This window comes from Streptomyces sp. TRM70350, from assembly GCF_019219825.1.
Lineage (GTDB): Bacteria > Actinomycetota > Actinomycetes > Streptomycetales > Streptomycetaceae > Streptomyces.
Genome location: NZ_JAHUXH010000040.1, coordinates 1 through 24,456, shown reverse-complemented (window position 1 = coordinate 24,456; position 24,456 = coordinate 1). Strand labels below are relative to the sequence as shown.

Genomic DNA, 24,456 nt, shown 5'->3' with positions numbered 1-24,456 from the left:
GAAGGACTGGTCCATCCACCGATCTTCGGACTGCTGCTGGTGCCGTTCTTCCTCGCGCGGTCCTGGGAGAACCCCGGGAAGCGACGCGAACCGCTCACCGGGCGGCAGCGTGGGCGCCCTCGACGCCCCAGCGGCCTGGCTCCCCGTGACTCACCAAGGAGTGGACGCGATGAACCGGAAGGGACCCATCCGTGCGGCCGCGGTTCGCGCCATCGGCGGGATCGGCCGCGGGTCGTCTGCGGTGGCCGAGACGGTCAGTGACGATCTCCGGCTGAAGCGAGGCGGCTTCCTCAGCGAACGCCGCAGGGTGGCCGCGCTCAATCTGGGCGCGTCAGCGGCGTACGGAGTGGTCGCCCTGTACCAGTTCGGTCTGGTAAAGCGGCTCCCGGAGCCGCCCCTGCCGGGGCTGGACGCCGAGCGGGTCGACGCCGCGGGTGAGGCATACGCCCTGCTGCGAACCCCGGACGCGGCGATCGCGCTGGCCAGCGCGGGCGTCACGCTGGCGCTGACGGGGGCGGGCGGACATGGACGGCACCGGGACCGCCCCTGGCTCGTGCTGGCCGCGACAGGCAAGATCCTGGCGGACGCAGCGGCTGCGGCCGTGCTGTTCACCGAGCAGCTGACCAAGCACCGGGCCGTGTGCTCCTGGTGCGCGGTCGCTGCCCTCTGCCATGCCACAGCCGTCCCGCCCGCCCTGAGAGAAGCGCACGCTGCCTGGCGGAGCCTGCGCCGTACGGGCTGACCTGGCGGCACACGACACGAGTGAGAGGCAAGAAGGACGCCGTCGGCGGCTCCCTTGCCCGCTGCGGCGGCGGTGCACGATCAGCGGCCCGCAGACGTTCTGGCGCCGGTATGCAGACCCGGGAGCTGTCCGACCGCCCGGAGCCCAGGGGGTGAGGAGCGCTCATCCTGTGCGCCCGCCCTTCACCTCCGAGTCTCGGACGTGGTGATCCCCACCCCCGGAGGTGCGTAGAAGGCTTTCTCCCCGCGTCCGGCGAGTGCTTCACGGGCGTAGGTGATCAAGTGGTGGCCCACCACGGCCGCGTGAACGAAGCCCTCCACATCAGCGTGGGGTGCGGCGGATCGGACCATGCGCCAGAACTCGCTGCGGTAGGGGGCGCGTACCCCGCATTCCCACAAGGCGCGGCCGACGACCTCCAGGCCGTGGCGCAGGTCTGCCCGGGAGGGGCGGCGCGGGACTGTCAGCCGGTTGGGGTAGGTGTGGCGCATCTGGTGCTGGAACCGCGAGTAGAGCCGGTGCGGGGTGTAGGCGTGACGGATGGTGCGCCGCCAGCCGTCGAGCACCACGGGGTGGGGCAGCAGGAAGTCGACGTTCGACTCGCCTGTGCCCGGGTCGGCGAGGATCCGGCCCTCCTTCTCCAGCCGGTCCCACAGGGGTGTGCCGGGCAGGGCGTGGAGCAGGTTGATGGTGAGCAGCGGGATGGCGCTGGCATCGATGAACTGGATGAGACGGTCGTAGGCCGTGGGCGTGTCCGTGTCCAGGCCGATGATGATGCCCGCAACCACTTCGATGCCGTGGGCATTGAGCATGCGGACCGCGTCCAGCACCGGTGAGCGCAGGTTCTGCCGCTTGTTGAGGGCGTGCAGGGCCTCGGTGTCGGGGCTTTCAACGCCGGCGAACATGGTCGTGAAGCGGGCCTGACGCATCAGCCGCAGCAGCTCGGGCCGCTTGGTGATGTTGAGCGTGGCCTCGCAGGCGAAGACGACGGGGTAACCGTTGCGTTGCTGCCAGCGCACCAGCTCGGGCAGGAGGGCCGCAGCGGCGTGTGGGTTCGCCACGAAGTTGTCGTCCACGAAATAGACGCAGCGCGGCCTGCCGCAGGCCATCAGGGTGTCGAGTTCGGCGGTGACCTGCTGCGGGGTCTTCATGCGCGGCGTGTGTCCGTACAGGGCGGGGATGTCGCAGAACTCGCAGGAGAACGGGCAGCCGGAGGAGAACTGCACGCTTGCCAGGAAGTAGTCCCGCAGATCGATCGAACGGTATGCGGGGACGGGGAACCGGTCCAGCGGTAGGCGGTCCTGTGTGCGGTACCGCTCCTGCGCCGCGGGGCGGGTCACGTCCCGCTCCACCCGCGCGATCACGACGTCCGTCGCGTCGCCGAGTTCACCCAGGTGGAGGATGTCCGCCTCGGGATACCAGTCGGGGCAAGCGGAGACCGACGGGCCGCCCAGTACGGTGACCCGGTTCCATGCGTGCGCCTGCTCAAGCAGCCGCGTGATCCGGTCCCGCTGCACGTGCATGCCGGTGACGAACACCGCGTCGGCCCAGCGCAGGTCGTCGTCCGTGACCGGGCGGACGTTCTCGTCGATCACCCGCACCCGCCAGGAGGCCGGAAGGCGGGCGGCGATCACCAGCAGCCCCTGCGGGGGCATGAACGCACGAGCTCCCACCAGGTGGAACGCATGGTCGAACGTTCCGAACGACGTGGCATAGCGCGGTGCCACACACAGCACGTTGCGGGCTCGTGCCATATCCGGATGTCACCTCCTCGGCACTCGTTTCGGTACGCGCCCTCGGCCCGCGGGTGCCGGAGCGACCGCGGGCGGAGTCCGCATAAGGGGTGTTCCCTTGGGCTTCTGCCCGCCGCGGCTGTCACTGGCCGGGCTTGGCACCCGGCATCCCGTCCGGATATCCGATGTCCCGGATCGCCTTGTGCCCGGGGACGTTGCCGCGCATGCCCCATCGGCCCAGGGGCAGCACGACCCGGCTGTGGGACTGCTCCAGCAGCAGGGCTCCGGCGGTGTAGAAGGCTGCCGCGCCGGCCGCGACGAGCACCCACCCGGCCGCGACCCGCACGCCCGGCACGTTACCGATCAGGCCGGCCGCGACCAGCGAGGACCCGGCGGTGAGCAGGACGAGCGTCAGGAACGTGCTCAGGTTCTGCCCCAGCGCTGCGAGCGCTCCGAACAGTGTGATCACGGCGGCTGCGATCCACCAGAAGCCGAAGGCGGCCTCGCTGATCACCACGACCGGCATCGTGCCGCTCGCGGTCAGCAGCACGAGCACGCCCCAGGCGAGCCAGAACCCACCCCAGACGCCGTGCATGGCGGTCGCCAGGCCGTCACGGGCCCGGTAGGCCCATGTCGCGGCGAGCAACTGGGCCACTCCGCCGACGAAGATCACGAAGGGGGCGAGGATCACCGGTGAGAAGACGTTGTTCCCCCACCACTCGGCCATGTTCGAGGCGACGGTGAACGTCGCCGCGCCGAAGGCGAACCAGCCCAGGATCGACGGCGCAGCGACCGGCGTGAGCACCAATCGGCTGCGGGCCCGCCACGCCTCATAGCCGTCTGGGTCATCACCTTCGTCGACGTTCCGGTCGCCGGAGCGGTCCGCGGAGTGATCGGGAGAGGTCATGGCGCGTCCTCCAGGGCAGTGGACCAGGCCATCACCAGGCTGCTGGCCACCATCGGCGTCGTGCAAGTCGGGAGCGGGCCGCCGAACCGGGGACATGCCGACCCCGCGGAAGCCGTCAGCCCGCGGCTGGGAAAGCCATCGAGAGGCGCTGTCCGGCGCCACCCGACGAAAATCCGGAATGCACACACCACTCGGACGGAGTAGCAGTTGGCCTGCCAGCGGACCGGGAAGAGGGCGAGCTGGGCCTTGTCCCGTCGTATTGCATCGGCCCCACGGCCACGAGCACCGGCGCCTGGTCCCCGCGCACATGCTCATACGCGGTGGCGAATGGCTCGCCGGAGGCGGCGCGGGTTGACCTTCATACCGCGCTCGAAGATGCCCCGCAGGAAGCGCCCGCGGCCCAGGCAGCGGGGCGAGGTCGACGACCGCGTCCAGCAGCAGCCGTACGCCGATGCTGGAGATCGCCGCACTGAAGAACACCGGCGCGGTCCGGCCCACAAGGAACGCCTCCTGGTCGTGCACCGCGCCGTCGGCCTGCAGCAGGTCCAGGTTCCTCGACGGCCTTGGCCCAGTCGGCTTCGTCCTCCAGCGCAGCCCGTTGCGCGGCACCGGCGCCTCGATCGCTTCATGAGCGCCGCCCGGCGTGCGGGCATAGCGCAGCATCCGCCGCGGGTCCCGTACGTCGATCAGGCCGCGCAGATATCCGGCGTCGCCCACCGTCCAGACGAGGGGGGTGGCTTGAGGCGGAACTCGCGCTCGACCTCCATCCAGCAGCTCCAACACCTCACGGCCGGGCCGGTCCCACGTGTTGACGAAGATGATCACCGGGATGCCCGGTGGCGGCAGACGTCGAACAGCTTGCGGGTCTGCTCCTCCAGGCCCTTGGCCGCGTCGATGAGCATCACCGCGAGGTCCACCGCCGCCAGCACCCGTCGTAGGTGTCCTCGGAGAAGTCCGCGTGCCCGGGGGCGTCGAGCAGGTTCAGCACGCAGCCGCAGCAAGCGAACCGCAGCACCGCGGACGTGACCGAGATGCCGCGGGCCTTCTCCCACTCCATCCAGTCCGAACCCACCCCGCGCCGCCCGGCATGGCCCTGCACCGCACCTGCCTCGGTGATGGCCTGCTCATGCAGGGCCAGTGCCTCGGTCAGCGTCGACTTGCCCGCGTCCCCGTGACTGATCACGGTGAACGTCCGCCGCCGAGCCGCCTCTGCCAGCCAAGAGCCCAGAACCCTTCATTTGGATGAAGAGCGCCGACGACACCCTGCGCTCCGGCGTAACCACTAACATCGGACAATGCGTACATCCTCATCGCTGCTACGGGCTTTTCGTCCCCAAGTCCAAGAGCGCCTCTACGACTTCTACGAAGAGCTGCGCGGCGCCGACGACCTCTTCTGGGACCGCCACCTGGACGCCTGGGTCGCGACCGGGCACGCGGTGGTCAGCAGCGCCGCAGGTGACCCGAGGCTGTCCTCGGTGCGCTATCCCGACATCGCAGCCGTCTCCGAGGAGCTGCGGCCGCTGGCCCGAGTCCTGAGTCGGCAGATGCTCTACAGCGACGCCCCCGACCACCCCCGGCTGCGGGCTCTGATCAGCAGGGCCTTCACCCCCAGGGCGGCAGCAGCACTCCGCGCCCGGATCGTCGAAGCCGTCGACCGGATCATCACCCACGCCGCGCCGACCGGTCGGATGGACATCGTCGCGGACCTCGCCCGCCCGCTGCCTCTCACCATCATCTGTGATCTCCTCGACGTACCGCAGCAGGACCGCCCCGCCCTCGCCGCCTGGTCCGAGCGGATCGCCGAAGCCATCGGCAACTCCCGGCTCGAGGCCGACGGCAACCGAGCGGCCTCGCAGAGCATGGCGGACATGCTCGCCTACCTCCGCGAACTCCTCACCCGCCACGACACCCCGCCGACCCCCCACACCCTGCGCGCGCTGGTGACCGCCCAGGCACAGGACACCGACCAGGACTTCGACGAACTCCTCGCCAACTGCGCCCTGCTCCTGATCGCCGGCCACGAGACGACCACCCACTTCATCGGCAACGCCACCCTCGCCCTGCTCAACCACCCGCATGCCGCCGACCAACTGCGCCGCCGGCCCGATCTGATGCCCGCCGCGGTCGAGGAGCTCCTGCGCTACGACGCCCCGGTACAGCTGATGCTGCGCCGGGCCCGGCAGGACCTGGACCTGGCGGGCCGCACGATCGCCGAAGGGCAGACAGTGCTCCTCGTAACCGGTGCCGCCAACCGGGATCCGGCCGTGTTTCCCGATCCCCATGTACTGGACTTCGAGCGGCCCGGCGGACGGCACATGGCGTTCGGGCACGGACCGCACTTCTGCCTCGGCGCGGCGCTGGCCCGGCTGGAGGGCGCGATCGCCCTGGAAGCACTCCTCACCCGGTTCCCCGGCCTGCGCCTCGACGGCACCGCGCCACAGTGGCAGCGCAGCCTCAACTTCCGCGGGCTCACCCGGCTGGACGTCGCCTTCACCCCGCTCGTGGACGAACACGGCAGAGGCCCGCAGCACCTGCCGACCGACGGTCCCCCACGCGACCTCAGCCGCGCGACACCTCCTGGCGAGTGCCCCGCCCGGACGGCGACCGGCGGCGTCACGGGCGGTTGAAAAGACTCATCAGGTACGTCCCGAACTCGGCGGCGGGACGTAGCGGGTCGCGAGACTTCCTTACTTCCTTGAGCATCGCCCAGGTTGGTGGGGTGTTCGGGTGAAAGTTCGCCGTGGCGGCTGAACCCGGGCCGCCTTGCGGCCGTACTGCTGAACAGATCAGCTAGGAGATCAGGCAACGTCCGTGGAAGGAAACGTCAGCATGTCCAGCGAAACGCTTCACACCGAGTCGGGCCCGGCCCGTCGTACCGTCATGGCGGCGGCCGGGGCCGCCGGGCTCGCCGTCGCGCTGACCGCGTGCGGGTCGGGCGACGACTCGTCCGAATCCGGTTCCGAATCCGGCGCCGGTTCCGGTGCCGGTGCGGGTGCCGGCACCGTCCTCGCCAAGACCTCCGACGTCCCCGAGGGCGGCGGGAAGGTCTTCGGCGACGTGGTGGTCACACAGCCGACGGCGGGCGACTACAAGGCGTTCTCCGCCAAGTGCACCCACCAGGGCTGCGCGGTGGCGAACGTCACGGACGGGGTCATCGTCTGTCCCTGCCACGACAGCCGGTTCTCCGCCACGGACGGCAGTGTGCAGAAGGGTCCGGCGACCCAGCCGCTGGCCGCCGAGCAGATCACCGTGGAGGGGGACGAGATCCGCCTCGTCTGACGGTCAGCGCAGACGCGGCCGTGTGAAGCAGCCGAGCACCTCGTCCGTGGTCGCGACCGTGGCGACCAATGCGAGGGTGTTGCGGATCATCGCGGGGGTGTAGTCGGCGGGCACCCCCGCGATGGCGTCGGCGGGCACCACGGCCGTGTAGCCGAGGTTCACCGCGTCGAACACCGCGTTGGGCACCGCCACGTTGGCGGAGACGCCGGTGACGATCAGGGTGCGGCAGCCGAGGTTGCGCAGCAGCGCGTCGACGTCGGTGCCGTGGATCGGCGACAGGCCGTGCAGCCGTCGTACGACGAAGTCATCCTCCGCGACCTCGATGGGGGCCGCGACACGCACCGCCGTGGTACCGGCCAGCTGCTGGACGGGCAACCGCTCGGCGGCGCGGAACAGGCGGGCGTTGCGGTTCGCGCCGCGGCCGTCGGGGCGGCGTTCGGCGATGGCGTGGATCACCTGGACGCCGCTCTCGTGGGCGGCGGCCACCAGCCGGGCCACGTTGCCGAGGGCGCCCGAGGCACGGAACTCCCTCGCCAGCTCCGGCAGGGCGCTGTCCGGGCCGACGACGCCCTGCTGGCACTCGACGGTGAGGAGAACCGTGGTCGGGGGGTCGAGCAGTTCGCTGAGCTGTTCGTACGACGGCATGGTGCCCCCTCGTGGCCGACGGTGTGGGAGCGGGTGAGATTAACCACCATTGCAGGGGGACGGAAGACGGCCCATCCTTTCTGACGTACCGTCAGGTGCCGTTCTGTCGAGGGGAAGTCGAGGGACAACGCATGACAGCCACGCAGCGCCGGGGCCGGAAGATCATGATGACGCCCGGCGAGCTGGACGAGTTCCTGACCAGCCAGCGCACCTGCCGGGTCGCCACGGTGTCGGCCGACGGGGCGCCGCATGTGAGCACGCTCTGGTTCGCCTGGGACGGCACGTCGATGTGGCTGTACTCCGTGGTGCGCAGCAAGCGGTGGGCCGATCTGCGCCGTGATCCGCGGGTGGCGATCGTGGTCGACACCGGTGAGGAGTACGACGAGCTGCGCGGCGTCGAGCTGTCCGGGACCGTCGCGTTCGTGGGCGAGATTCCGCGTACCGGGGAGCTGTGCGCCGAGCTGGATGTGCCGGAGACGCTGTTCGCCCGGAAGAACTTCGGGCTGGAGGAGATGCCGCACGACGGGCGGCACGCGTGGATGCGGCTCACGCCGTCGAAGACGGTCTCCTGGGACTTCCGCAAGCTGGGGTCGCTGTAGCGGGCGTCAGCCGACGCTCTCCTCAAGCTGGAGTCGCTGTAGCGGGCGTCAGCCGACGCTCTCCCCCGCCGCCCGCAGCGCCGCCACCGCCGCCCGGATCGACGGCCGGCGGTCGGCGTCCGCCCGCCAGACGACGTACACATGCCGCCGCACCCGCTGCTTCAGCGGCACGGTGACGACTCCGGCGGGCATCGGATGGCGGCCGAGCAGCGGGGCGACGCACACGCCCAGCCCGGCCGCGACCAGCGCGAGCTGGGTGTGCGTCTCGGCGGCGCGGTGACCGAGGATCGGCTCGATGCCGCGCGAGCGGAGGGTGAACATCAGCCACTCGTGGCAGAACTCGCCCTGGCCCCAGGTGATCCACTCGTCCTCGGCGAACTCCCCGAGGTCCACCTCGTCCCGCCCGGCGAGCGGATGCCCGGCCGGCATCGCCACGTCGGCGGGATCGTCCAGGAGCGACGCCTTGACCAGGCCGTCGGGCAGCGCCATCGGCTTGTTGTACCAGTCCAGGACCACCGCGAGGTCGAGGTCGCCGCGCACCACGCCCTGGATGCCGCGCTCCGGCTCCAGTTCGCATGTACGCAGCCGCAGCGCGGGGTGGGCGGCGCGCAGCGTGGCGAGCGCGGTGGGGAACAGTCCGCGCGCGGCGGTCGGGAACGCCGACAGGCGCAGTTCACCGGCGACCTGGCCGCGCTGTGCCTCCAGGTCGGACTGGGCGAGGGCGACCTGCGACAGAATGCGCGCCGCGTGCTCGGCGAGCAGCCGGCCGGCGTCGGTGAGCCGCACGCCCCGCCCGTGCTTGGCGAGCAGTTGCTGGCCGACCTCGCGCTCCAGCTTGGCCAGCTGCTGGGAGACGGCCGAGGTGGTGATGTGCAGCCCTTCGGCCGCGCCGCTGACCGAGCCGTGCCGGGCGAGAGCGTCGAGAGTGCGGAGGCGGTCCAGGCTCAACATATAAGCAATGCTACGAGATACCGCGTGCGAAATCTCGCTTGTACTACGAGATTGTTTTCAGCAAGGTGGCTTCCGTGACCACCGCCACCACCAACGCCGCCCACCGTCCTGTACGCGCCCCCGCCCGCCGGACGATCGACTGGAGAATCCGCTTCGCCGCCCTGTCGCTGGTGTGGGGATTCAGCTTCCTGCTCATCAAGGTGGGCACCGACGGCTACGCCCCCTTCCAGGTGACCCTCGGCCGTCTGGTGTTCGGTACGGCGGTGCTCGCGGCGGCGATGGCCATGAAGCGCGAGCGGCTCCCGCGCGGGGCGCGTACCTGGGCCCATCTGACGGTCGCCGCGTTCCTGCTCAACGCCCTGCCGTTCTCCCTGTTCGCCTACGCGGAGCTGACGATTCCGTCCACGCTCGCCGGCATCTGCAACGCCACCTCGCCGCTGTGGGGCATGGCCCTGTCCCTGGTGGCCCTCTCCGAGGACCGGCCCACCCGGGTGCGGGTGGCGGGTCTGGGCCTGGGCTTCCTCGGGGTCCTGACGGTGCTGGGCGCCTGGCAGGGCTTCACCGGCGTCGACCCCACGGGCACGGCCCTCGCGCTGCTGGCCTCGCTCAGCTACCCGGTCGGCTGGATCCACGTCCGCCGCACCCTGGCCGGGTCCGGCGACTCGCATCTGTCCCTGACCGGGGCCCAGCTGCTGCTGGCCACGCTCCAACTGGCCGTCGTCACACCGCTGTTCACCAGCATGCCGACCCGCTTCCCGGTCGTGCCGCTGCTCGCCGTCGCGGCCCTGGGCGCCTTGGGCACAGGCCTGGCGGTGCTCATCCAGTACGGCTTGGTCGCCGAGGTCGGCCCGACCACCGCGCAGATGGTCACCTACTTCATCCCGGTCATCGCCACGGCCGCGGGCGTCGCCATCCTCGGCGAGTCCCTGACGTGGTCGACGCCGGTCGGCGCGGTGATCGTCCTCGCGGGGGCGGCCCTGACGCAGGTACGGCCCCGGAGCTGATACGTCGGCCAGTCCGTCCCCTTCGGCCTGCCCGGCGCTCAGTCCTTCGGCGTGCCGATCCGCAGCCGGTTGCCGTCGGGGTCGCGCAGTTCGACCTCACGGGCCCACGGGGCTTCCCGCACCGGCACGGCGAACTCGGCGGCGACCTCGTCGACGTCGGCGAGCCGCAGATAGACCAGCGTGTCGGGCCGGGCGTCGCCGGTGTGCTCCGACAGGAACAGGCTCACCGGTCCCCGGGCCACCTCCACGAACGCCGGGAGCCCCGGTTCGAAACGGTGCTCCCACTGCTGGGCGAAGCCCAGGCGCTCGTACCAGCGGACCGCTGCGGCGGCGTCGGCCACGCGCAGGATCGGGATGACGTCCTCGTCCATACCGCCATCGTCCCAGACGCCCCCTCCGCACTGCTCCGCACCGACGCCACGCGGACGGCCACGACGACCGCCCCGCCCAGCGACTCCGACCCGGCCTCCGCGACCGCCGAAACAGCACCCCGCACACCAGGCAGGGCGCCCAACCCAAAGCGGCCACCCGGCATACAACAGACGAACGACGACCGCCCCCTCCACACCCCTACACATAGCTCCGCACCGACGCCACGCGGACGGCCGCGGCGATCGCCCCGGCCAGCGACTCCGACCCCGGCCTCCGCGACCGCCGAAACAGCACCCCGCACACCAGGCAGGGCGCCCAACCCAAAGCGGCCACCCGGCATACAACAGACGAACGACGACCGCCCCCTCCACACCCCTACACATAGCTCCGCACCGACGCCACGCGGACGGCCGCGGCGATCGCCTCGGCCAGCGGTTCCGACTCGGCCTCCGTGAGCGTCGAGACAGTGACCCGGATACCGGGGGGAGCGCTCAACCGGAAGCGGGCGCCGGGGGCGACCGCCCACCCGGCGTGCAGCAGACGGGCGACGGCCGCCGTCTCGTCCGGCACCGGGATCCAGACGTTCAGGCCGCTGCGCCCGTACGCCGTCACCCCGCGCCGTGCGAGCGCGTCGATCAGCGCGCCCCGGCGCCGACCGTACGCCGCCGCCACCTCCGCCGGGTCCACCGCACCGTCGGCCCACAGCCGTGCCACCGCCCGCTGGGTGATCCGGCTGACCCAGCCGGGTCCGAGCCGCTGCCGTCCGCGCACCCGGTCCAGCGTGACCTCGTCCCCGGTGAGCACGGCGAGCCGCAGGTCGGGGCCGTAGGCCTTGGCCGCCGAGCGGACGAAGGCCCAGTGGTGAGTGACACCGGCCAGGGGGTGCAGGGGCAGGTCGACGAAGCCGTGGCCGTGGTCGTCCTCGATCAGCAGGGTCGCCGGATGCCTACGGAGCACGGAGCGCAGCGCACGCGCGCGTACGGCGGTCAGCGCGGCGCCGGTGGGGTTCTGCGCGCGGTCCGTGACGACGAGGGCCCGGGCGCCCGCCTCGAGGGCGCGGTCCACGTGGTCGGGGAGCGGTCCGTCGTCGTCGAGGGCGACGGGGAGGGTGCGCAGGCCGAGCGCCGGGACCAGGTCGAGCAAACCGCCCCACCCGGGATCCTCCACGGCGACGGCGTCCCCGGGCTTGAGGTGGGCGGCCAGGACCCGCTCGATGGCGTCCAGCGAACCGGAGGTCACCACGATCGGGCCCGCGGGCACTCCCCCGGCGTCCAGCTCTGCCCGCGTCAGACGGGCCAGCTCGGGCTCCACGGGCTCGTCCCCGTACAGCACCGGCTCCCGGTCCGCCGCCCGTGCGAAGACCGCGGCCAGCGACGGCAGCAACGCCGGGTCCGGGTTCCCGGCGGCCATGTCCCGCACGCCCTCCGGTACGTCCACCCCGAGTTCCTCGCGCCCGGTGGTGGCCGGTTTGTGCCGCACCCGGCTGCCGCGCCGCCCGTCGGTCTCGATGACCCCGCGCTCACGCAGGATCCGGTAGGCGGCGGCCACGGTGTTCGGGTTCACACCGAGCCGCGCAGCCAACTCCCGTAGCGGCGGCAGCAGTTGCCCCGGTTCCAGCTCGCCCGCCGCCACCGCGCGCTCCACGCTCGCGGAGATCTCCGCTGCGCCCCGGCCTTCGATCGGATACTCTCCTAGCACAAAGCCAAGTATGCACTAGTGCAATGGAGACGCCATGCAGGGGAGCCAGGAGTCCATGCAGGGGACCCAGGAGACGACGTCGCCGCCCGCCGCCTACACCCCGACCGACCGCACCGTCCCCACCCGCTCCCCGAACCGCGCGTCCTACGACAAGGACCTGGTGCACGCGATACTCGACGAGGGCTACGTCTGCCACCTCGGCTTCGTCCGCGACGGCGCTCCGGTGGTCCTGCCGACGCTGTACGGCCGGGTCGGCGAGCGGCTCTACGTGCACGGCTCGACCGGCTCGCGCCCGCTGCGGATGACCGGTCAGGCCGACCCCGGTCTCCCGGTGTGCCTGACGGTCACGCACGTCGATGCCCTGATCCTGGCCCGCTCGGCCTTCCACCACTCGATCAACTACCGCTCCGTGGTGGTGCACGGCATCGCCCACGACGTCACGGATCCCGAGGAGAAGCGGCTGGCGCTGGACGCGCTGGTCGACCACGTCGTGCCGGGCCGGTCGCGCGACTCCCGGCCCGCCAACAAGAAGGAACTGGCCGCCACCGCCGTCATCCGCCTCGACCTCGACGAGGTCTCCGCCAAGCTCCGCACCGGCGGCGTCAACGACGAGCCCGAGGACCTCGCCCTCCCTCACTGGGCGGGCGTGGTCCCGCTGCGCAAGGGGTACGAGGCCCCGGTCCCGGACGCCGACCTGGCGCCCGGAACCGAGGTGCCCGACTACCTCGCGGCGCCGTGACCCCACGGGGGTCGGCCCGCACCAGCAAGGGGCCGACCCTCGTGCGCCCTGCGAGGCACGGTCAGCGGATGGCCGGCGCCGCCCGCGCCGCACGCGCCTCGGTCACCGCCGGCCCCGCGACCGAGCCCAGCATCAGCAAGGTGCCGATCAGGGTGGCGATGGTGAGCCGCTCGCCGAGCAGGGTGACGGCCAGGACCGCCGCGCTGACCGGCTCCAGCAACATGATCACGGCCGCGGTGGCCGACCGTACGACGGCCGCGCCCGCGAAGTAGAGGGCGTAGGCGAGGGCTGTGGGGATCGCCGCGATGTACACCATGAGCCACAGCAGCAGGGCGGGTTCGGCGGTGTGCGGCACCAGTCCCTCCGCCAGCGCGAACGGCAGCAGGCACAGGGTCGTGACCGCGAACGCCCGGACGGTGGTGTCGGAGGCGTCCGCGCCGCCGTCCCGGCCCCAGTAGCGGGTGAGCAGGGTCATCGCGCAGTACCCGGCGGCGGACAGCAGGGCGAGTACGACGCCCCACGGGCGTACGGCGGTGTCCTCGCCGCCGAGTACGAGCACGCCGAGCCCGGTGAGCGCGCCCGCGACGGCCAGGACGCCGGGGCGGCCAAGACGCTCACCCATGGTCAGCCGTGCGCCGAGCGCGATGAGGACGGGACCGGCGCCGAGCGTGACGACGGTCGCGACGGCCAGCCCGGTGGCGTCCACGGCGGCGAAGTAGGCGGTCTGGAACACCGCGAGCCCGAGGCCGGTGGCGACGGCCCGGAGGGCCTTGCGGGCGAGCGGTTCGGGGGCGGCCGCGATAACTCGCGGGCGCGGGGTGGGGGCCGCGCCGGGACGCGGGCGCAGGTGACGGGCCGCGAGCAGCAGGAGCAGGCCGGCCGCGCAGCGCCAGAAGGACAGGGCGACGGAGCCCATGTCGCTGGCGCGGTAGACCAGCGAGGCGGCCGCGCCCGCGGTGCCCCAGGCGGCACCGGCGACGATCAGATACAGGAGGCCTCGCCCGACGGGCAGGCCGGAAGCAACAGTGGACACGCGTGTTCTCCGCAGTTGCGCGGGAGCGCAGAAGATCGGGAAGGACCGCCGCTCAGCGGGGTCCGCGGACGTCTTCCGCGGGCAGCACCGTTCGGCCCGGCGAGATCACGCCGAGCAAGGATGTCCGGAGGGCCCGCCTCAGGCGGCCGGAGGCGGAAGAACGCGTGCGTCCGAATACATGATCAGCACCCTATGCGGCCGTACCCCGGGCCGACAACTCGCGTTCGGCCCCGCCACCGGCCACCACCGGCTCCACGGACCCCTTCGCGGGCGTCGACGACTGCGCGATGAACGCCCCGACGAGAACGACCACCCCGCCCACGATCTGCGGCGCCGAGAGGTGCTCGCCGAGCAGCACCCAGGCCAGGACGGTCGCGATGACCGCTTCCAGACACGCCACCACGCCCGCGACCTGCGGGGAGAGCCGGCGCACGGAGAGCACGCCGGTGACGTACGCGACGACGGTCGCGACCAGCACGATCCAGGCCAGCAGCAGGGCGGCCGGGACGGCGGTGCCGTCCATGTGCGCCGGGTCCGCGAGCACCGACCAGTCCATGCCCCAGGGGCGGGCCACGACGGTCAGGACGGCGGCGCCGATCAGGAGGCCGTACGCGATCACGCCGAGCGGGTCGGGGGCGTCGGCGCCGGAGTCGCTGCCCTGGTCGGACAGCACGAAGTAGCCGACCTGGCAGCAGGCGGCGCCGAGGGCGAGCAGAAGTCCGAGGGCGTCGAAGCCGAGACCGGCCCACACCTCGACCACGCAGGCGAGGCCGCCGACCGCGAGGACCACGCCGAGCCCCGCCGCCCGCGTCACCGGCCGCCGCTGCACGAACCGCACCCAGCCGAGCACCAGAGCGGGCGCGAGGTACTCGACGAGCAGCGCGACACCGACCGGGATACGGGAGATCGCGGCGAAGTAGCAGGCCTGCACACCGGCGACGGCCAGCAGTCCGAACCCGGCGAGCAGCGCGGGGCGGCGGCGCAGCAGCGCGCGGTGGCGCACGGCGAGCGGCAGCATCACCAGGGCCGCGCCGGCCACCCGCAGCCACACCACGTGCAACGGGTCGAGACCCGCCTCGATCAGCGGCTTGGCCGCGACTCCCGATCCGCCGAAGGCGAGGGCCGACCCGAGCGCGAGCGCGAGCCCGGCGCCCTTGCCGCGGCTGCCCCGACTGCTGACTGACGTATGCACCCGGACATGATGACAGGCGACGACATGACCGTCGCCCCTGATGACTCCTGTCTCACCGGCTGGACGTCGGTCGGCGTCAGTAACCGGCTTCGGTGCCCCCGGCGTACTCCTGCGAGCCGTGTTCGATCCGCAGGAACAGCTCGGGCACGTCCACCCCGGCACGCTCCAGCACCTCCACGGCCCGCGACCGCGGGTCCACGACGATCCCCGCGAGCAGATCGACCCCGCGGGCCGCGTCGTCGCCCCGGCGCGCGGCGCGCTCTTCGGCGTACGACATCGCCGTGGCGGCCAGCGGCGAGTGGCCCGCGACCCCGGTCACGACGGGGATCGCGCCGGAGTCCTCGACGGCGGACTGCCAGCGCAGGCCGTAGCCGATGCTGCGCTGCACGAGATAGCCGAGCAGCCGGGCGATCTGGGGCTCGCCGTCGAAGGCGGCGCGGACCTCGGGGTCGTACTCCAGGAGCGAGTGGAGCAGATGGGCGGTGTCGATCTGCCGGTCCCCGTCCCGAACGGCCCGCCTGCGGGCAGCCGCGACCACCGCCGTCAGCTCGGCGCTGAGCCTGGCATCGTTGTCCACACCGGAGTGTTCGTCGGCCTGCTGCCGGGGGATGGGGGAGTGCACACCCCCTACCCCATCAGCCTCCTCGGATCCGGTCATCCCCGGCCAGAACCATTTTCGCGTCCCACGCACAGGGGACATCCCCGGCTGGAATCTCCTCCTTACGGATGAGATCAGGCAGTTTCGGCCACGGGGGCGCGCGCAGCCTTGCCATGCGCCCCCATTTCCTGACGGTTCATCAGTATTGAATGTTCCAGACCCTGCGGCTACGTTCCGCGACACCGAAGCCCGACACGAAGAGGTGGTCGCATGGCCGAAGTCAGCGCGGAGGCACGCATCGGGGCGCCGGCCGAGAAGGTGTGGGCACAGCTCACGGACTGGTCCGCGTACGGGGAGTGGAACGCGACCCACACCGGCTTCCCCAAGGGCGGCCCCACCACCCTGGAGGTCGGCGCGACCTTCCAGGAGAACATGAAGCTCATGGGCTTCCCGGCCGAGGTCGAGTGGACCGTGGAGGAGCTGACACCGGCCCGGGTGCTGGCCATCCGCGGCAAGGGCCCGATGTCCGTGACCGTCGCCACGCGCTACACCCTGGCCCCCGACGGCGACGCCACGACGGTGCGCATCGACGGCGAGTTCACCGGCGCGGCGGTATCGCTGATGGCGGGCAAGCTCAAGGACTCGGCGACGGCCGCGCTGACCGAGTCACTGCGGAAGCTGGCGGGGCTGGTGGCCTGAACAGACGGCACATGGCAGCGCCCCGCGGATCGCTCCGCGGGGCGCCTGTGATGCCGTACTGCCGCTGTCAGTCCTCGTCGGCGAGGATCAGGTACAGCCTCTTGCGGGCCTCGTTGATGACGGCGAGCGCCTTCTCGCGCTGCTCCTTGTCGCCGGTCTTCCAGACCTGGCTGAAGGCCTCCATCAGACTGAAACCGGCCTGGCGGATCTCACTGAGGGCCTCCCAGTCGACACCGCGCGAGGCTTCTTCCCAGGGGGCGTCCGGGCCTTCCTCGGCGGCCGCACGGCCCGCCTCGGTGAGCGAGAACAGCTTCTTGCCGCCCTCGGTCTCGCTGGCGATCAGCCCCTCGTCCTCCAGCAGCTGGAGGGTGGGGTACACCGAGCCGGGGCTGGGCTTCCACGCCCCGCCGCTGCGCTCGGCGATCTCCTGGATCATCTCGTAGCCGTGCATCGGCCGGTCCTTCAGCAGGGCCAGGATCGACGCGCGCACGTCACCGCGCCGCGCCCGCCCCCTCGGTCCCCCGCGTCCTCGTCCGCCCCAGGGGCCGGGACCGAAGCCGCCGAAACCACCCGGGCCGCCATGACCGAAGCCGTGTCCGCCCGGACCGAAGGGCCCGAAGGCCGCACGCCGTCCGTCGAAGTCGCCCCGACCGCGCCTGGGGCCGCTGTGTCCGTGCTCGTATCCGTGGTGGTGCATTGCCATGACTCCATCTGTTCGTTGATCTGTCGCGATACTTCAACGATATATCGGAACAGTTCGGCTGGCAAGCCCTCTGGGCTGCTGTGGGCTGGGGTGCTGAATGTCGTTCCCTGCCCGTGCAGCAGCGACAGGGTGACGGCGAACTCCCGCGCGGTCCGCGCAGTCAGGAGGTCGCCGTCCTGGCCGGCTGCCCACTGCTCCTTGTCGCGTCCAGAAACGGTCCAGAGACCGCGAATTGGCCTTGGTCCGCGGCTTCACGCGCTCCTACCGTCATGACCCATGCAGATTCGAATCGTCGACGCCTTCAGCGACCGCCCCTTCGCAGGCAACCCGGCCGGGGTCCTGCTCCTCGACGCCTTCCCCGAGGACGACTGGCTGCAGAAGGTGGCCCTGGAGGTCAACCACGCCGAGACGGCCTTCGCCCACCCGCTGCCCGAGGGCGGCGAGGCCGACTGGGCGCTGCGCTGGTTCACCCCGGCGACCGAGGTGGCGATGTGCGGTCACGCCACGCTCGCCACGGCCCACGTCCTGCACACCACGGGCGCCCACGAGGGCCCGGTACGGTTCGCCACACGCAGCGGCGTCCTCATGGCGACGCCCCGCGACGACGGCTCGATCACCCTGGACTTCCCCACCGCCCCGCTCACGCCGGTCGACGTCCCCGAAGGGCTCGCCGAGGCCCTGGGCGTGCGGCCGCGGACGGCCTTCGACACCGGCCCGAACGTCGGGGACCTGCTGCTGGAGCTCGCCGACGAGAAGACCGTCCACGCCCTGCGCCCCGACCACAAGGCCATCGGCGCCCACTCGACGCGCGGCGTCATCGCCACCGCCCGCGCCGAGGACCCGGCTCTCGGGTACGACTACGTCTCCCGGTGCTTCTTCCCGAACGTCGGCATCGACGAGGACCCGGTCACCGGCAGCGCCCACACCGCGCTGGCCCCGTTCTGGTCGGAGCGCCTCGGCCGCGCCGAACTGACCGGCCTGCAGGCCTCGCCCCGCTCCGGCCGCGTCCGCACGGAGCTGCGCGGCGACCGGACGCTGCTGAGCGGGCGGGCGGTGACGGTGATCGAGGGCGAGCTGCTCGCGTGACGGCGCCTCAGGCCGTGGGCAGCCAGTCCACCTTGCCGGCGAGCAGCGCGTACCCCACGAACGCCCCGATGTCGAGCAGCGAGTGCGCGACCACCAGGGGGCCGACGCGGCCCCAGCGCCGGTAGAGGTAGACGAAGACGACGCCCATGACCATGTTGCCGATGAAGCCGCCGATGCCCTGGTAGAGGTGGTACGACCCACGCAGCACGGAGCTGGCGACCAGCGCGGCGCCGGGTGTCTAGCCCAGCTGGTCGAGGCGGCGCAGCAGATAGCCGACGACGATGACCTCTTCGAGGATGGAGTTCTGCAGGGCCGACAGGATCAGCACCGGGTACTTCCACCAGACGTCGGGCAGGGCCTCGGGGACGACCGTGAGGTTGAAACCGAGGCCGCGTGCGGCGAGGTAGAAGGCGATGCCGGTGCTGCCGATCACCGCGGCGATGACAGCTCCGCGCCCCAGGTCCGGCCAGGGGCGGGTGCGGTCGAAGCCGAGGGTCCTCAGGCTCTGCCCCTCCCGCAGCAGGAAGTGCGCGACGAGGACGACGGGGATGAGCGCGGTGGTGATCCCGAACAGCTGCCAGGCCAGATCGAGCCAGGGGCGGCCCGGAGCGGCGGAGGCGTTGAGGGTGGCGGCCTGGTCCTTCAGCCCACCGGGTTTGGTGACGGACCCGACGAAGCTGATGACGGCGGACACGGCGCTGGCGCCCAGCGAGACACCGAGCACGAGCAAGGTCTCGTCCCGCAAGACCCGCCGCGACGGCACCTGGCCTGACGCGGCCCCCTCCACGGTCCCCGCCTCACCCTGCACGCCTGCCTCCAGTCGAGTGGTCGCGTAACGCCTCCCATCATGGACTGTCGACGGCCGCGGCCAGGCAGCAGGGGCCGGACACGACGAGGTAGCAGGGGTCGGACGCGACCAGGTAGCGGAGGTCGGGTAGCGGGGGCCGACGGCTCCCTGAGTTGTCCGCGTACACCTCTTCTCCGCCACAGCGGCGACCATCCACGACGGCCCGGACCGGGCGGAGCCGAACGACATGGGCCCAGCCACTCACCCCACCCGGCCCCGGCCGACGCTCACCCCAGCCGCGCAGCCTCCGGCACCCCCACCGGCCAGGTATGCACCGGTTCTCCGTGACGCATCAGCTCGGCATAGCGCCGCGTCGTCGCGGCCAGGGCGGCCTCGCGGGACAGGCCGCTCTCCAGGGCCCGGTGGAAGGTCGCGACCTGCCAGGACGCCCCGTTCACCCGGCGTCGGCACCGTTCGTCGATCACACCGAGGTAGAGGTCCCGATCGGCCGGTTCGACACCCCACGCGTCCAGCCCGGCCTCGGCGAGCGGCAGCAGTTCGTCGCGTACGAGGCTCACCGCGTCGACCTCGGTGGTACCGCCGTACCGTCCCCGCCGCGGCCAGGTGAAGCGCGCCTCGATGCCGTACCGGCACGCGGCGTCGAAGTTGGCGGCGGCCGCCTCGAAGGGCAGCCGGGTCCACACCGGCCGGGCGTCCTCGGCGAGCGCGCGGATGACGCCGTAGTAGAAGGCCGCGTTGGCGATGACGTCGGTGATGGTGGGCCCGGCGGGCAGCACCCGGTTCTCGACGCGCAGGTGGGGGACGCCGTCGGCGATGCCGTACACGGGCCGGTTCCAGCGGTACACCGTGCCGTTGTGCAGCACCAGCTCGGCGAGCCTGGGCACGCCGCCCGCGTCGAGCACGGCCAGCGGGTCCTCGTCGTCGCAGATCGGCAGCAGCGCGGGGTAGTAGCGCAGGTTCTCCTCGAAGAGGTCGTAGGCCGAGCTGATCCACCGCTCCCCGAACCAGGTGCGCGGCCGGACCCCCTGCGCCTGGAGCTCGGGCGGGCGGGTGTCGGTGGACTGCTGGAACAGCGGCGGCCGGGACTCGCGCCACAGCTCACGGCCGAACAGGAACGGCGAGTTCGCGCCCATGGCTATCTGCGCCGCGGCCGCGGCCTGCGCGGCGTTCCACACGTCGGCGAACCGCCCCGGCGTGACCTGAAGGTGCAGCTGTACGGACGTGCACGCGGCCTCCGGCGCGATCGACTTCGACGTGCAGGTCAGATGCTCCACCCCGTCGATGTCGAGCGTGAAGTCCTCGCCCCGGGCGGCCACGATCTGGTCGTTGAGCAGGACGTAACGGTCCACGTCGGACAGGTTCGAGGAGACCAGATCGTCCCGTTCGAGGGTCGGCAGAATACCGATCATCACGATTCCGGCGTCCACCTCACCCGCTTTCCGGTGGGCATACGCCAGGGACGTGCGGAGCTCTTCCGCGAGCCGGTCGAATACCCGCCCGCCCAGCCGGTGTGGGGCTATGTTGACTTCCAGGTTGAACATGGCGAGTTCTGTTTGGAAATCTCGGCTCGCGATCTTTTCCAGGACCTGACTGTTGAGCATTCTGGGCATGCCGTCGGCACCGGCGAGATTGAGTTCGATCTCCAGCCCCATGAGGTTCTTCGGCCGATCGAACCGCTTCTCCTCCAACAGCCGCTCCAGCCCCCGCAGGCACTGCCGGAGCTTCGTGCGGTAGCGCTGGCGATCGGACAGGTCGAACGCGCCCGCCACGACCTTCTCCCCCATCGAAGCATCCCTCCTCGGTGGGCAGGCCGAAGATCCGGCCGCCGGTGTCCGGGTCAGGGTGGATGATGCCCAGCCCGAGCGATCCATAACGCCCCCGGTGAACGCCCGCAGCCGCTACTCTGGTCACTTGGATCAGAGAAGATCGGCGGCACATTCCACCGGCATGGCACAGCGTGCAATTTCACCGCCGGCGACCTCGTGAAAAACGCCGACGAGAATTGGCCGACCGCGGCGCGGGCATTCTCCGAGGTCATCGCGGTGCTCCCCCTTCGGAATCGGGATGATTTCCACGTATCACCGACCGAATGAACTCTTGTGCGAGTGCCCGGAAGCGGTTAGACGAAACACCGGCTGAACAAATGTCGTATAAACTCGGTCGACAGGGCAGAAGGCTGGCGCCCATGGTCGGAGGAAACTGTCGTCGCGATCACGCCCGGCAGGCCTCACACTCACACCATCGCTTCGCAGACCCGGCCCCGCCTCTCTGTCCCCGTGAGCTGACAGCGCCGTCCGCCCCCGCCCCCTCGCGCCACCCTGCCTGTCGAATGAGAGGCGACCCACCATGCCGCTGCATGTCCCTCCGGCTCCCGTGCCCGCACTTCGCTCCGTCCTCGCGGCCCTCGGTTCCCCCACCGCGGTCCGCGAGGCCCGAACCCCCGCCCTGCGCAGCGCCCAGGGCCCCGTCACGCCCGAGCTGCCGCTGCCGGTCCATGTACTGGAGCGGATCACGGCCAAGGGCGAGCCGGTCACCCGACTGGCCGGCTGGCGTTTTCTGATCCGCTCCGGCGACCACGCGGTGGCCGCGGCGGAGACGATGCTGACGGCGGACGGCTGGGCCTTCTCGCACTTCTTCGAAGGGCCGTACGTCGTCTCCACCGAGCGTGCGCTGCGCCAGGCCGAGACACTCACCCAGTCGTACCAACCGCGCCTGCTGTCCGTGCCCGGCCTGTACATGCTCACGCTCTGGCTGCACGGCGACTGCACCTCCGACGGCACCGCTGGCCACCCCGCGGCGACCGACCTGCTCGTCCCGCTGGCTCCCGCCCCGCCCGGCATCGCGGCCAACCGCCCGCACCGGGTCGCCGAACTGCTCCCGGTGCTGACCCTTCGGGTGCCGCCGACCCCGCCCACCCCACTGCTTGGCTCACCGGCCTGACAGCCGACCGGACGTCACGCAGCGAACTCCGTCTCCCGTACCTCGCCGTCGGATTCCCGGTGGCGAGGTACGCTGCTGTTTCAGGCGTTTCTGGCGTTTTCTCTGTTTCCGTTGTTGCTGCGTTTTCCGCTGTTGCCCCGTTTCCCGCCCGGATAATTGCTCGTACGAGCAGATAATGACTCACCCGAGCAAAGACGCTCGCTCGTACGAGTGACTATTCGCTCGAAAGAGCCGGAAACGCTTTCCACCCCCACCGGACTAGCCCCATCCGGCCACCCCGAACCACCCGAAGGGACAGTGCAGTTGGGATGAACCGTCCGCACGGGCGATGCGTCATCAACCTGTGAGGAAGCCGTGCAGCGAAATCCCTGCGGAAAGACGCCCGTGGGGCAACACTGGGTTCGACCGACTTATCGCAACGGGGGCGGCCATGAACGACACAACAGAGCGAAAGATCCCTTCCATGTGCCAGCACCAGCCACCGTGCCCGACCGCCGACTCCGCCGACCGGGAATCCGCCCGCCTCGTGGCGCACCACCCGGAGCAGGGCTGGAGCCTGCTGTGCAACGGTGTCGTGCTCTTCGAGGACACCGGTGAGCTCCTGCCGGACGGCCAGATCATCGCCCCGCACCGGCTGCCGGCCGGCAGCCAGGTGATGACCGCCGCCTGAGCACGACAAGGGCGGCGCCAGAGCGCACCGCCCGGACACACCTGGGGCCGGACGCGCATTCCACCGCGCACCGGCCCCGACGCGTGTCCGGACTTCGTCACTCCCCGTGGTCGCCCGCACCCGGACCGCGCACGCCGTGGAGGACGCCGAACGCCCCCGGGCGACTACAGGCCTACGTCCCTGCTGCGGATGTCCGCCGGCGACTCCCGGCGTACGAGCAGCCGGGCGTGGCCGTCGGCCACGGCGGCCACCGGTGGGCGGCCGACCAGGTGGTAGCCGGAGGCCATGGACAGGTGGTAGGCACCGGCCACGGGGACGGCCGGCAGGTCCCCGGGGCGTACGTCGGCGGGGAGTTCGACGTCGGCGGCAAGGACGTCGCCCGCCTCGCAGTGCCGGCCGACGACGGTCGTCCGGGCCGAGCGTGCCGTGCCGAGGCGGCCGTGAGGCGCGGGGCGTACCGCACGCCGTACAGGGCGGGCCGGGGGTTGTCGCTCATGCCGCCGTCGACGGCGACGAACAGGTGCGGGCCGGTGCGCTTGACGGCCAGGACGCGGTACAGGGCGATGCCCGCCGGGCCACGATCGCCCGGCCCGGTTCGACGAGCAGGCGGGGCACGCCAAGCCCGGCCGCCGTGCACGCCTCGATCAGCTCCGCGCGGACCCGGCGGGCCAGGGCGGTGACGTCCAGGGCCGGACCGGTGGGCGATGCCGTGGCCGCCGCCGAGGTCGAGCTCGGACAGGACCAGGCCGTGCTGGTCGTACAGCCGCGCCATCGGGCCCACCATGCGGCGCACAGCGGCCAGGTACGGCTTGACGCTGGTGATCTGCGAGCCCAGGTGGCAGTGCAGGCCGGTCAGTTCGAGCTGCGGCCCGTCCAGGAGGCGGGCGATGGCGTGCTGGGCATGGCCGTCGGACAGAGAGAGGCCGAACTTCTGGTCGTCGGTGCCGGTACGGACCTTGTCGTGGCCGCCGGCGCCGATGCCGGGCACCACCCGCACGATGACCTTCTGGTGGCCCCGGGCCCCACCGCCGCCGGGCGATCTCCGAGGGGCTGTCGATGACGATCCGGCCGACGCCGAGGCGCAGCGCGGTCCGCAGGTCGTGCGGCGACGTGGCGTTGCCGTGCAGCACGATCCGTTCGGGCGGGAAGCCGGTGGTGACCGCGAGTCCCAGCTCACCCGCGGAGCAGACGTCGAGACCGAGGCTCCCTCCTCGGCCATCCAGTGGACCACGGCCCGGCACAGGAACGCCTTGGCCGCGTACAGCACATCGGCGTCGGGGAAGGCGCGCAGACACGTGCGGCAGCGCCCGCGCACCTCGCCCTCGTCGAGGACGTAGCGGAGGGTGCCGAAGCGGTCGGCGACCTCGGCGAGCGGTACGCCGGCCACCGTGAGGTCGCCCGGGCGGGGCTCGGTGGTGGACGCGGGCCACACCGACAGGTCGGTGCGGGCGGGTTCGTGAAGGGTCGTCATCGCGCGGTCCCTTCGGCGGGGGTGAGGGCCGCCTCGGCGTCCCAGCTCGGGAGCTGCCGGGGGACCGGGGCGGAGAACGCCGGGTCCACCGTGACGGCGGTGACACCGAGCGGGGCGGTCAGTGCGCGCAGGGCGGGTTCGGCGAGCCTGATCCAGGGCTGGCCGGTGCCGAGTACGGCGGCCGGTCCGCGCGCGGACGTGAAACCGACGGCCGTACGGTCGCCGAGCGGTGTGCGGAAGACGCGGGCCGCACACCCCGCCGGGCCCGGCCGGACCGGGACGAACAGGGGTCCGGCCGGGAACGGATCGGAGGGCTCGGGGTCGTCACCGCAGAGGAGTTCGGTCATGGGATGCCTCCGGAGGAGTCAGCGTGATGGCCCCGGACGCGGGGAGGCGGACCGGGGCTCGCCTTCGACGCTATGCCCGGCATCCGGAGGCCAGGTGCAGCCCCTGACGCGGATGCTGACGCCGTTCAGGCCGACGCTGACGGCGTGTTGACACCATCGGTACGCCCCTGGGCCACCACGGCCGCGGCCCGGCCCGGCGCCATCCGCAGGCTCAGCACCATCGTGAGCCCGCCGCCGGGTGTG

At 71.7% G+C, this 24,456-nt stretch carries 23 protein-coding genes and 2 pseudogenes; 10 read left to right on the top strand and 15 right to left on the bottom strand.

Annotated elements, in window-relative coordinates; genetic code table 11:
* The first annotated feature begins 169 nt into the window (after nt 1–169).
* Nucleotides 170–742 carry a vitamin K epoxide reductase family protein gene (locus tag KWI83_RS34265; RefSeq protein ID WP_218518284.1) on the top strand — a complete coding sequence of 191 codons (573 nt, stop codon included), beginning with the start codon at nt 170–172 and terminating at the stop codon, nt 740–742.
* 182 nt (nt 743–924) lie between these two features.
* Here KWI83_RS34265 and KWI83_RS34260 read toward each other — a convergent pair whose 3' ends face one another.
* From KWI83_RS34260 to KWI83_RS39410, 3 genes are all read right to left on the bottom strand, one after another.
* Nucleotides 925–2,493, bottom strand: coding sequence for a B12-binding domain-containing radical SAM protein (locus KWI83_RS34260; RefSeq protein ID WP_256363201.1), 1,569 nt, complete (start codon nt 2,491–2,493; stop codon nt 925–927).
* 121 nt (nt 2,494–2,614) lie between these two features.
* Complete coding sequence (locus KWI83_RS34255; RefSeq protein WP_256363200.1) at nt 2,615–3,379, bottom strand: acetate uptake transporter family protein; 765 nt, start codon at nt 3,377–3,379, stop codon at nt 2,615–2,617.
* Between the two features lie 901 nt (nt 3,380–4,280).
* Nucleotides 4,281–4,595, bottom strand: coding sequence for a GTP-binding protein (locus tag KWI83_RS39410; RefSeq protein WP_374106435.1), 315 nt, complete (start codon nt 4,593–4,595; stop codon nt 4,281–4,283).
* Between the two features lie 79 nt (nt 4,596–4,674).
* Between KWI83_RS39410 and KWI83_RS34245 the strand changes: the two genes are divergently transcribed.
* Complete coding sequence (locus KWI83_RS34245; RefSeq protein ID WP_218518283.1) at nt 4,675–6,006, top strand: cytochrome P450; 1,332 nt, start codon at nt 4,675–4,677, stop codon at nt 6,004–6,006.
* Nucleotides 6,007–6,208: 202 nt separating this feature from the next.
* On the top strand, nt 6,209–6,658 hold the full coding sequence (locus tag KWI83_RS34240) for a Rieske (2Fe-2S) protein (RefSeq protein WP_218518282.1): 450 nt from the start codon (nt 6,209–6,211) through the stop codon (nt 6,656–6,658).
* A 3-nt stretch (nt 6,659–6,661) separates the two neighbouring features.
* On the opposite strand, the gene KWI83_RS34235 is transcribed toward KWI83_RS34240, so the two are convergent.
* Complete coding sequence (locus tag KWI83_RS34235) at nt 6,662–7,303, bottom strand: cysteine hydrolase (protein ID WP_218518281.1); 642 nt, start codon at nt 7,301–7,303, stop codon at nt 6,662–6,664.
* Between the two features lie 131 nt (nt 7,304–7,434).
* Between KWI83_RS34235 and KWI83_RS34230 the strand changes: the two genes are divergently transcribed.
* A complete protein-coding gene (locus KWI83_RS34230; RefSeq protein WP_218518280.1) occupies nt 7,435–7,902 on the top strand; it encodes a pyridoxamine 5'-phosphate oxidase family protein in 468 nt (155 codons plus the stop codon).
* A gap of 48 nt (nt 7,903–7,950) precedes the next feature.
* Here KWI83_RS34230 and KWI83_RS34225 read toward each other — a convergent pair whose 3' ends face one another.
* A complete protein-coding gene (locus KWI83_RS34225) occupies nt 7,951–8,853 on the bottom strand; it encodes a LysR family transcriptional regulator (protein WP_218518279.1) in 903 nt (300 codons plus the stop codon).
* Nucleotides 8,854–8,918: 65 nt separating this feature from the next.
* Between KWI83_RS34225 and KWI83_RS34220 the strand changes: the two genes are divergently transcribed.
* Nucleotides 8,919–9,857, top strand: a complete 939-nt coding sequence (locus KWI83_RS34220; protein WP_374106434.1) for a DMT family transporter — start codon at nt 8,919–8,921, stop codon at nt 9,855–9,857.
* A gap of 38 nt (nt 9,858–9,895) precedes the next feature.
* Here KWI83_RS34220 and KWI83_RS34215 read toward each other — a convergent pair whose 3' ends face one another.
* The gene (locus tag KWI83_RS34215) at nt 9,896–10,228 is read right to left on the bottom strand and encodes a glyoxalase superfamily protein (protein ID WP_218518277.1); all 333 of its coding nucleotides are present in this window, start codon (nt 10,226–10,228) and stop codon (nt 9,896–9,898) included.
* Between the two features lie 376 nt (nt 10,229–10,604).
* The gene (locus KWI83_RS34210; protein WP_218518276.1) at nt 10,605–11,927 is read right to left on the bottom strand and encodes an aminotransferase class I/II-fold pyridoxal phosphate-dependent enzyme; all 1,323 of its coding nucleotides are present in this window, start codon (nt 11,925–11,927) and stop codon (nt 10,605–10,607) included.
* A 55-nt stretch (nt 11,928–11,982) separates the two neighbouring features.
* Here KWI83_RS34210 and KWI83_RS34205 point away from each other — a divergent pair, with 55 nt between their 5' ends.
* Nucleotides 11,983–12,666: a pyridoxamine 5'-phosphate oxidase family protein gene (locus tag KWI83_RS34205; protein WP_218518309.1), complete on the top strand. Its 684-nt coding sequence runs from the start codon at nt 11,983–11,985 to the stop codon at nt 12,664–12,666.
* A gap of 61 nt (nt 12,667–12,727) precedes the next feature.
* Here KWI83_RS34205 and KWI83_RS34200 read toward each other — a convergent pair whose 3' ends face one another.
* The 3 genes from KWI83_RS34200 to KWI83_RS34190 all read right to left on the bottom strand — a co-directional run bounded on the left by KWI83_RS34200 (nt 12,728) and on the right by KWI83_RS34190 (nt 15,513).
* The gene (locus KWI83_RS34200) at nt 12,728–13,699 is read right to left on the bottom strand and encodes a DMT family transporter (protein ID WP_218518275.1); all 972 of its coding nucleotides are present in this window, start codon (nt 13,697–13,699) and stop codon (nt 12,728–12,730) included.
* 190 nt (nt 13,700–13,889) lie between these two features.
* Complete coding sequence (locus KWI83_RS34195; RefSeq protein WP_218518274.1) at nt 13,890–14,891, bottom strand: DMT family transporter; 1,002 nt, start codon at nt 14,889–14,891, stop codon at nt 13,890–13,892.
* 76 nt (nt 14,892–14,967) lie between these two features.
* Complete coding sequence (locus KWI83_RS34190) at nt 14,968–15,513, bottom strand: Clp protease N-terminal domain-containing protein (RefSeq protein ID WP_308122339.1); 546 nt, start codon at nt 15,511–15,513, stop codon at nt 14,968–14,970.
* 246 nt (nt 15,514–15,759) lie between these two features.
* On the opposite strand from KWI83_RS34190, the gene KWI83_RS34185 reads away from it, so the two are divergent.
* Nucleotides 15,760–16,188 carry an SRPBCC family protein gene (locus KWI83_RS34185; protein ID WP_218518272.1) on the top strand — a complete coding sequence of 143 codons (429 nt, stop codon included), beginning with the start codon at nt 15,760–15,762 and terminating at the stop codon, nt 16,186–16,188.
* 67 nt (nt 16,189–16,255) lie between these two features.
* Here KWI83_RS34185 and KWI83_RS34180 read toward each other — a convergent pair whose 3' ends face one another.
* Nucleotides 16,256–16,885 (bottom strand): PadR family transcriptional regulator, encoded by a 630-nt coding sequence (locus KWI83_RS34180; protein WP_218518308.1) that lies wholly within the window; start codon nt 16,883–16,885, stop codon nt 16,256–16,258.
* Between the two features lie 282 nt (nt 16,886–17,167).
* Here KWI83_RS34180 and KWI83_RS34175 point away from each other — a divergent pair, with 282 nt between their 5' ends.
* Nucleotides 17,168–17,977 carry a PhzF family phenazine biosynthesis protein gene (locus tag KWI83_RS34175; RefSeq protein ID WP_218518271.1) on the top strand — a complete coding sequence of 270 codons (810 nt, stop codon included), beginning with the start codon at nt 17,168–17,170 and terminating at the stop codon, nt 17,975–17,977.
* A 7-nt stretch (nt 17,978–17,984) separates the two neighbouring features.
* Here the strand turns inward: KWI83_RS34175 and KWI83_RS34170 are convergent.
* Nucleotides 17,985–18,785: pseudogene (locus tag KWI83_RS34170) on the bottom strand (CPBP family intramembrane glutamic endopeptidase).
* Between the two features lie 266 nt (nt 18,786–19,051).
* The gene (locus KWI83_RS34165; protein ID WP_218518270.1) at nt 19,052–20,569 is read right to left on the bottom strand and encodes a glutamate-cysteine ligase family protein; all 1,518 of its coding nucleotides are present in this window, start codon (nt 20,567–20,569) and stop codon (nt 19,052–19,054) included.
* Nucleotides 20,570–21,131: 562 nt separating this feature from the next.
* Here KWI83_RS34165 and KWI83_RS34160 point away from each other — a divergent pair.
* Nucleotides 21,132–21,725, top strand: a complete 594-nt coding sequence (locus tag KWI83_RS34160; protein WP_218518269.1) for a hypothetical protein — start codon at nt 21,132–21,134, stop codon at nt 21,723–21,725.
* Nucleotides 21,726–22,188: 463 nt separating this feature from the next.
* On the top strand, nt 22,189–22,395 hold the full coding sequence (locus KWI83_RS34155; protein ID WP_141311624.1) for a DUF5999 family protein: 207 nt from the start codon (nt 22,189–22,191) through the stop codon (nt 22,393–22,395).
* Between the two features lie 164 nt (nt 22,396–22,559).
* Here KWI83_RS34155 and lysA read toward each other — a convergent pair.
* Both lysA and KWI83_RS34145 read right to left on the bottom strand, forming a co-directional pair.
* A pseudogene (gene lysA, locus KWI83_RS40145) lies at nt 22,560–23,866 on the bottom strand (diaminopimelate decarboxylase).
* On the bottom strand, nt 23,863–24,213 hold the full coding sequence (locus tag KWI83_RS34145; RefSeq protein ID WP_218518268.1) for an SAV_915 family protein: 351 nt from the start codon (nt 24,211–24,213) through the stop codon (nt 23,863–23,865). The pseudogene lysA and the gene KWI83_RS34145 overlap by 4 nt, the downstream one beginning before the upstream one ends.
* Nucleotides 24,214–24,456 lie beyond the last annotated feature (243 nt).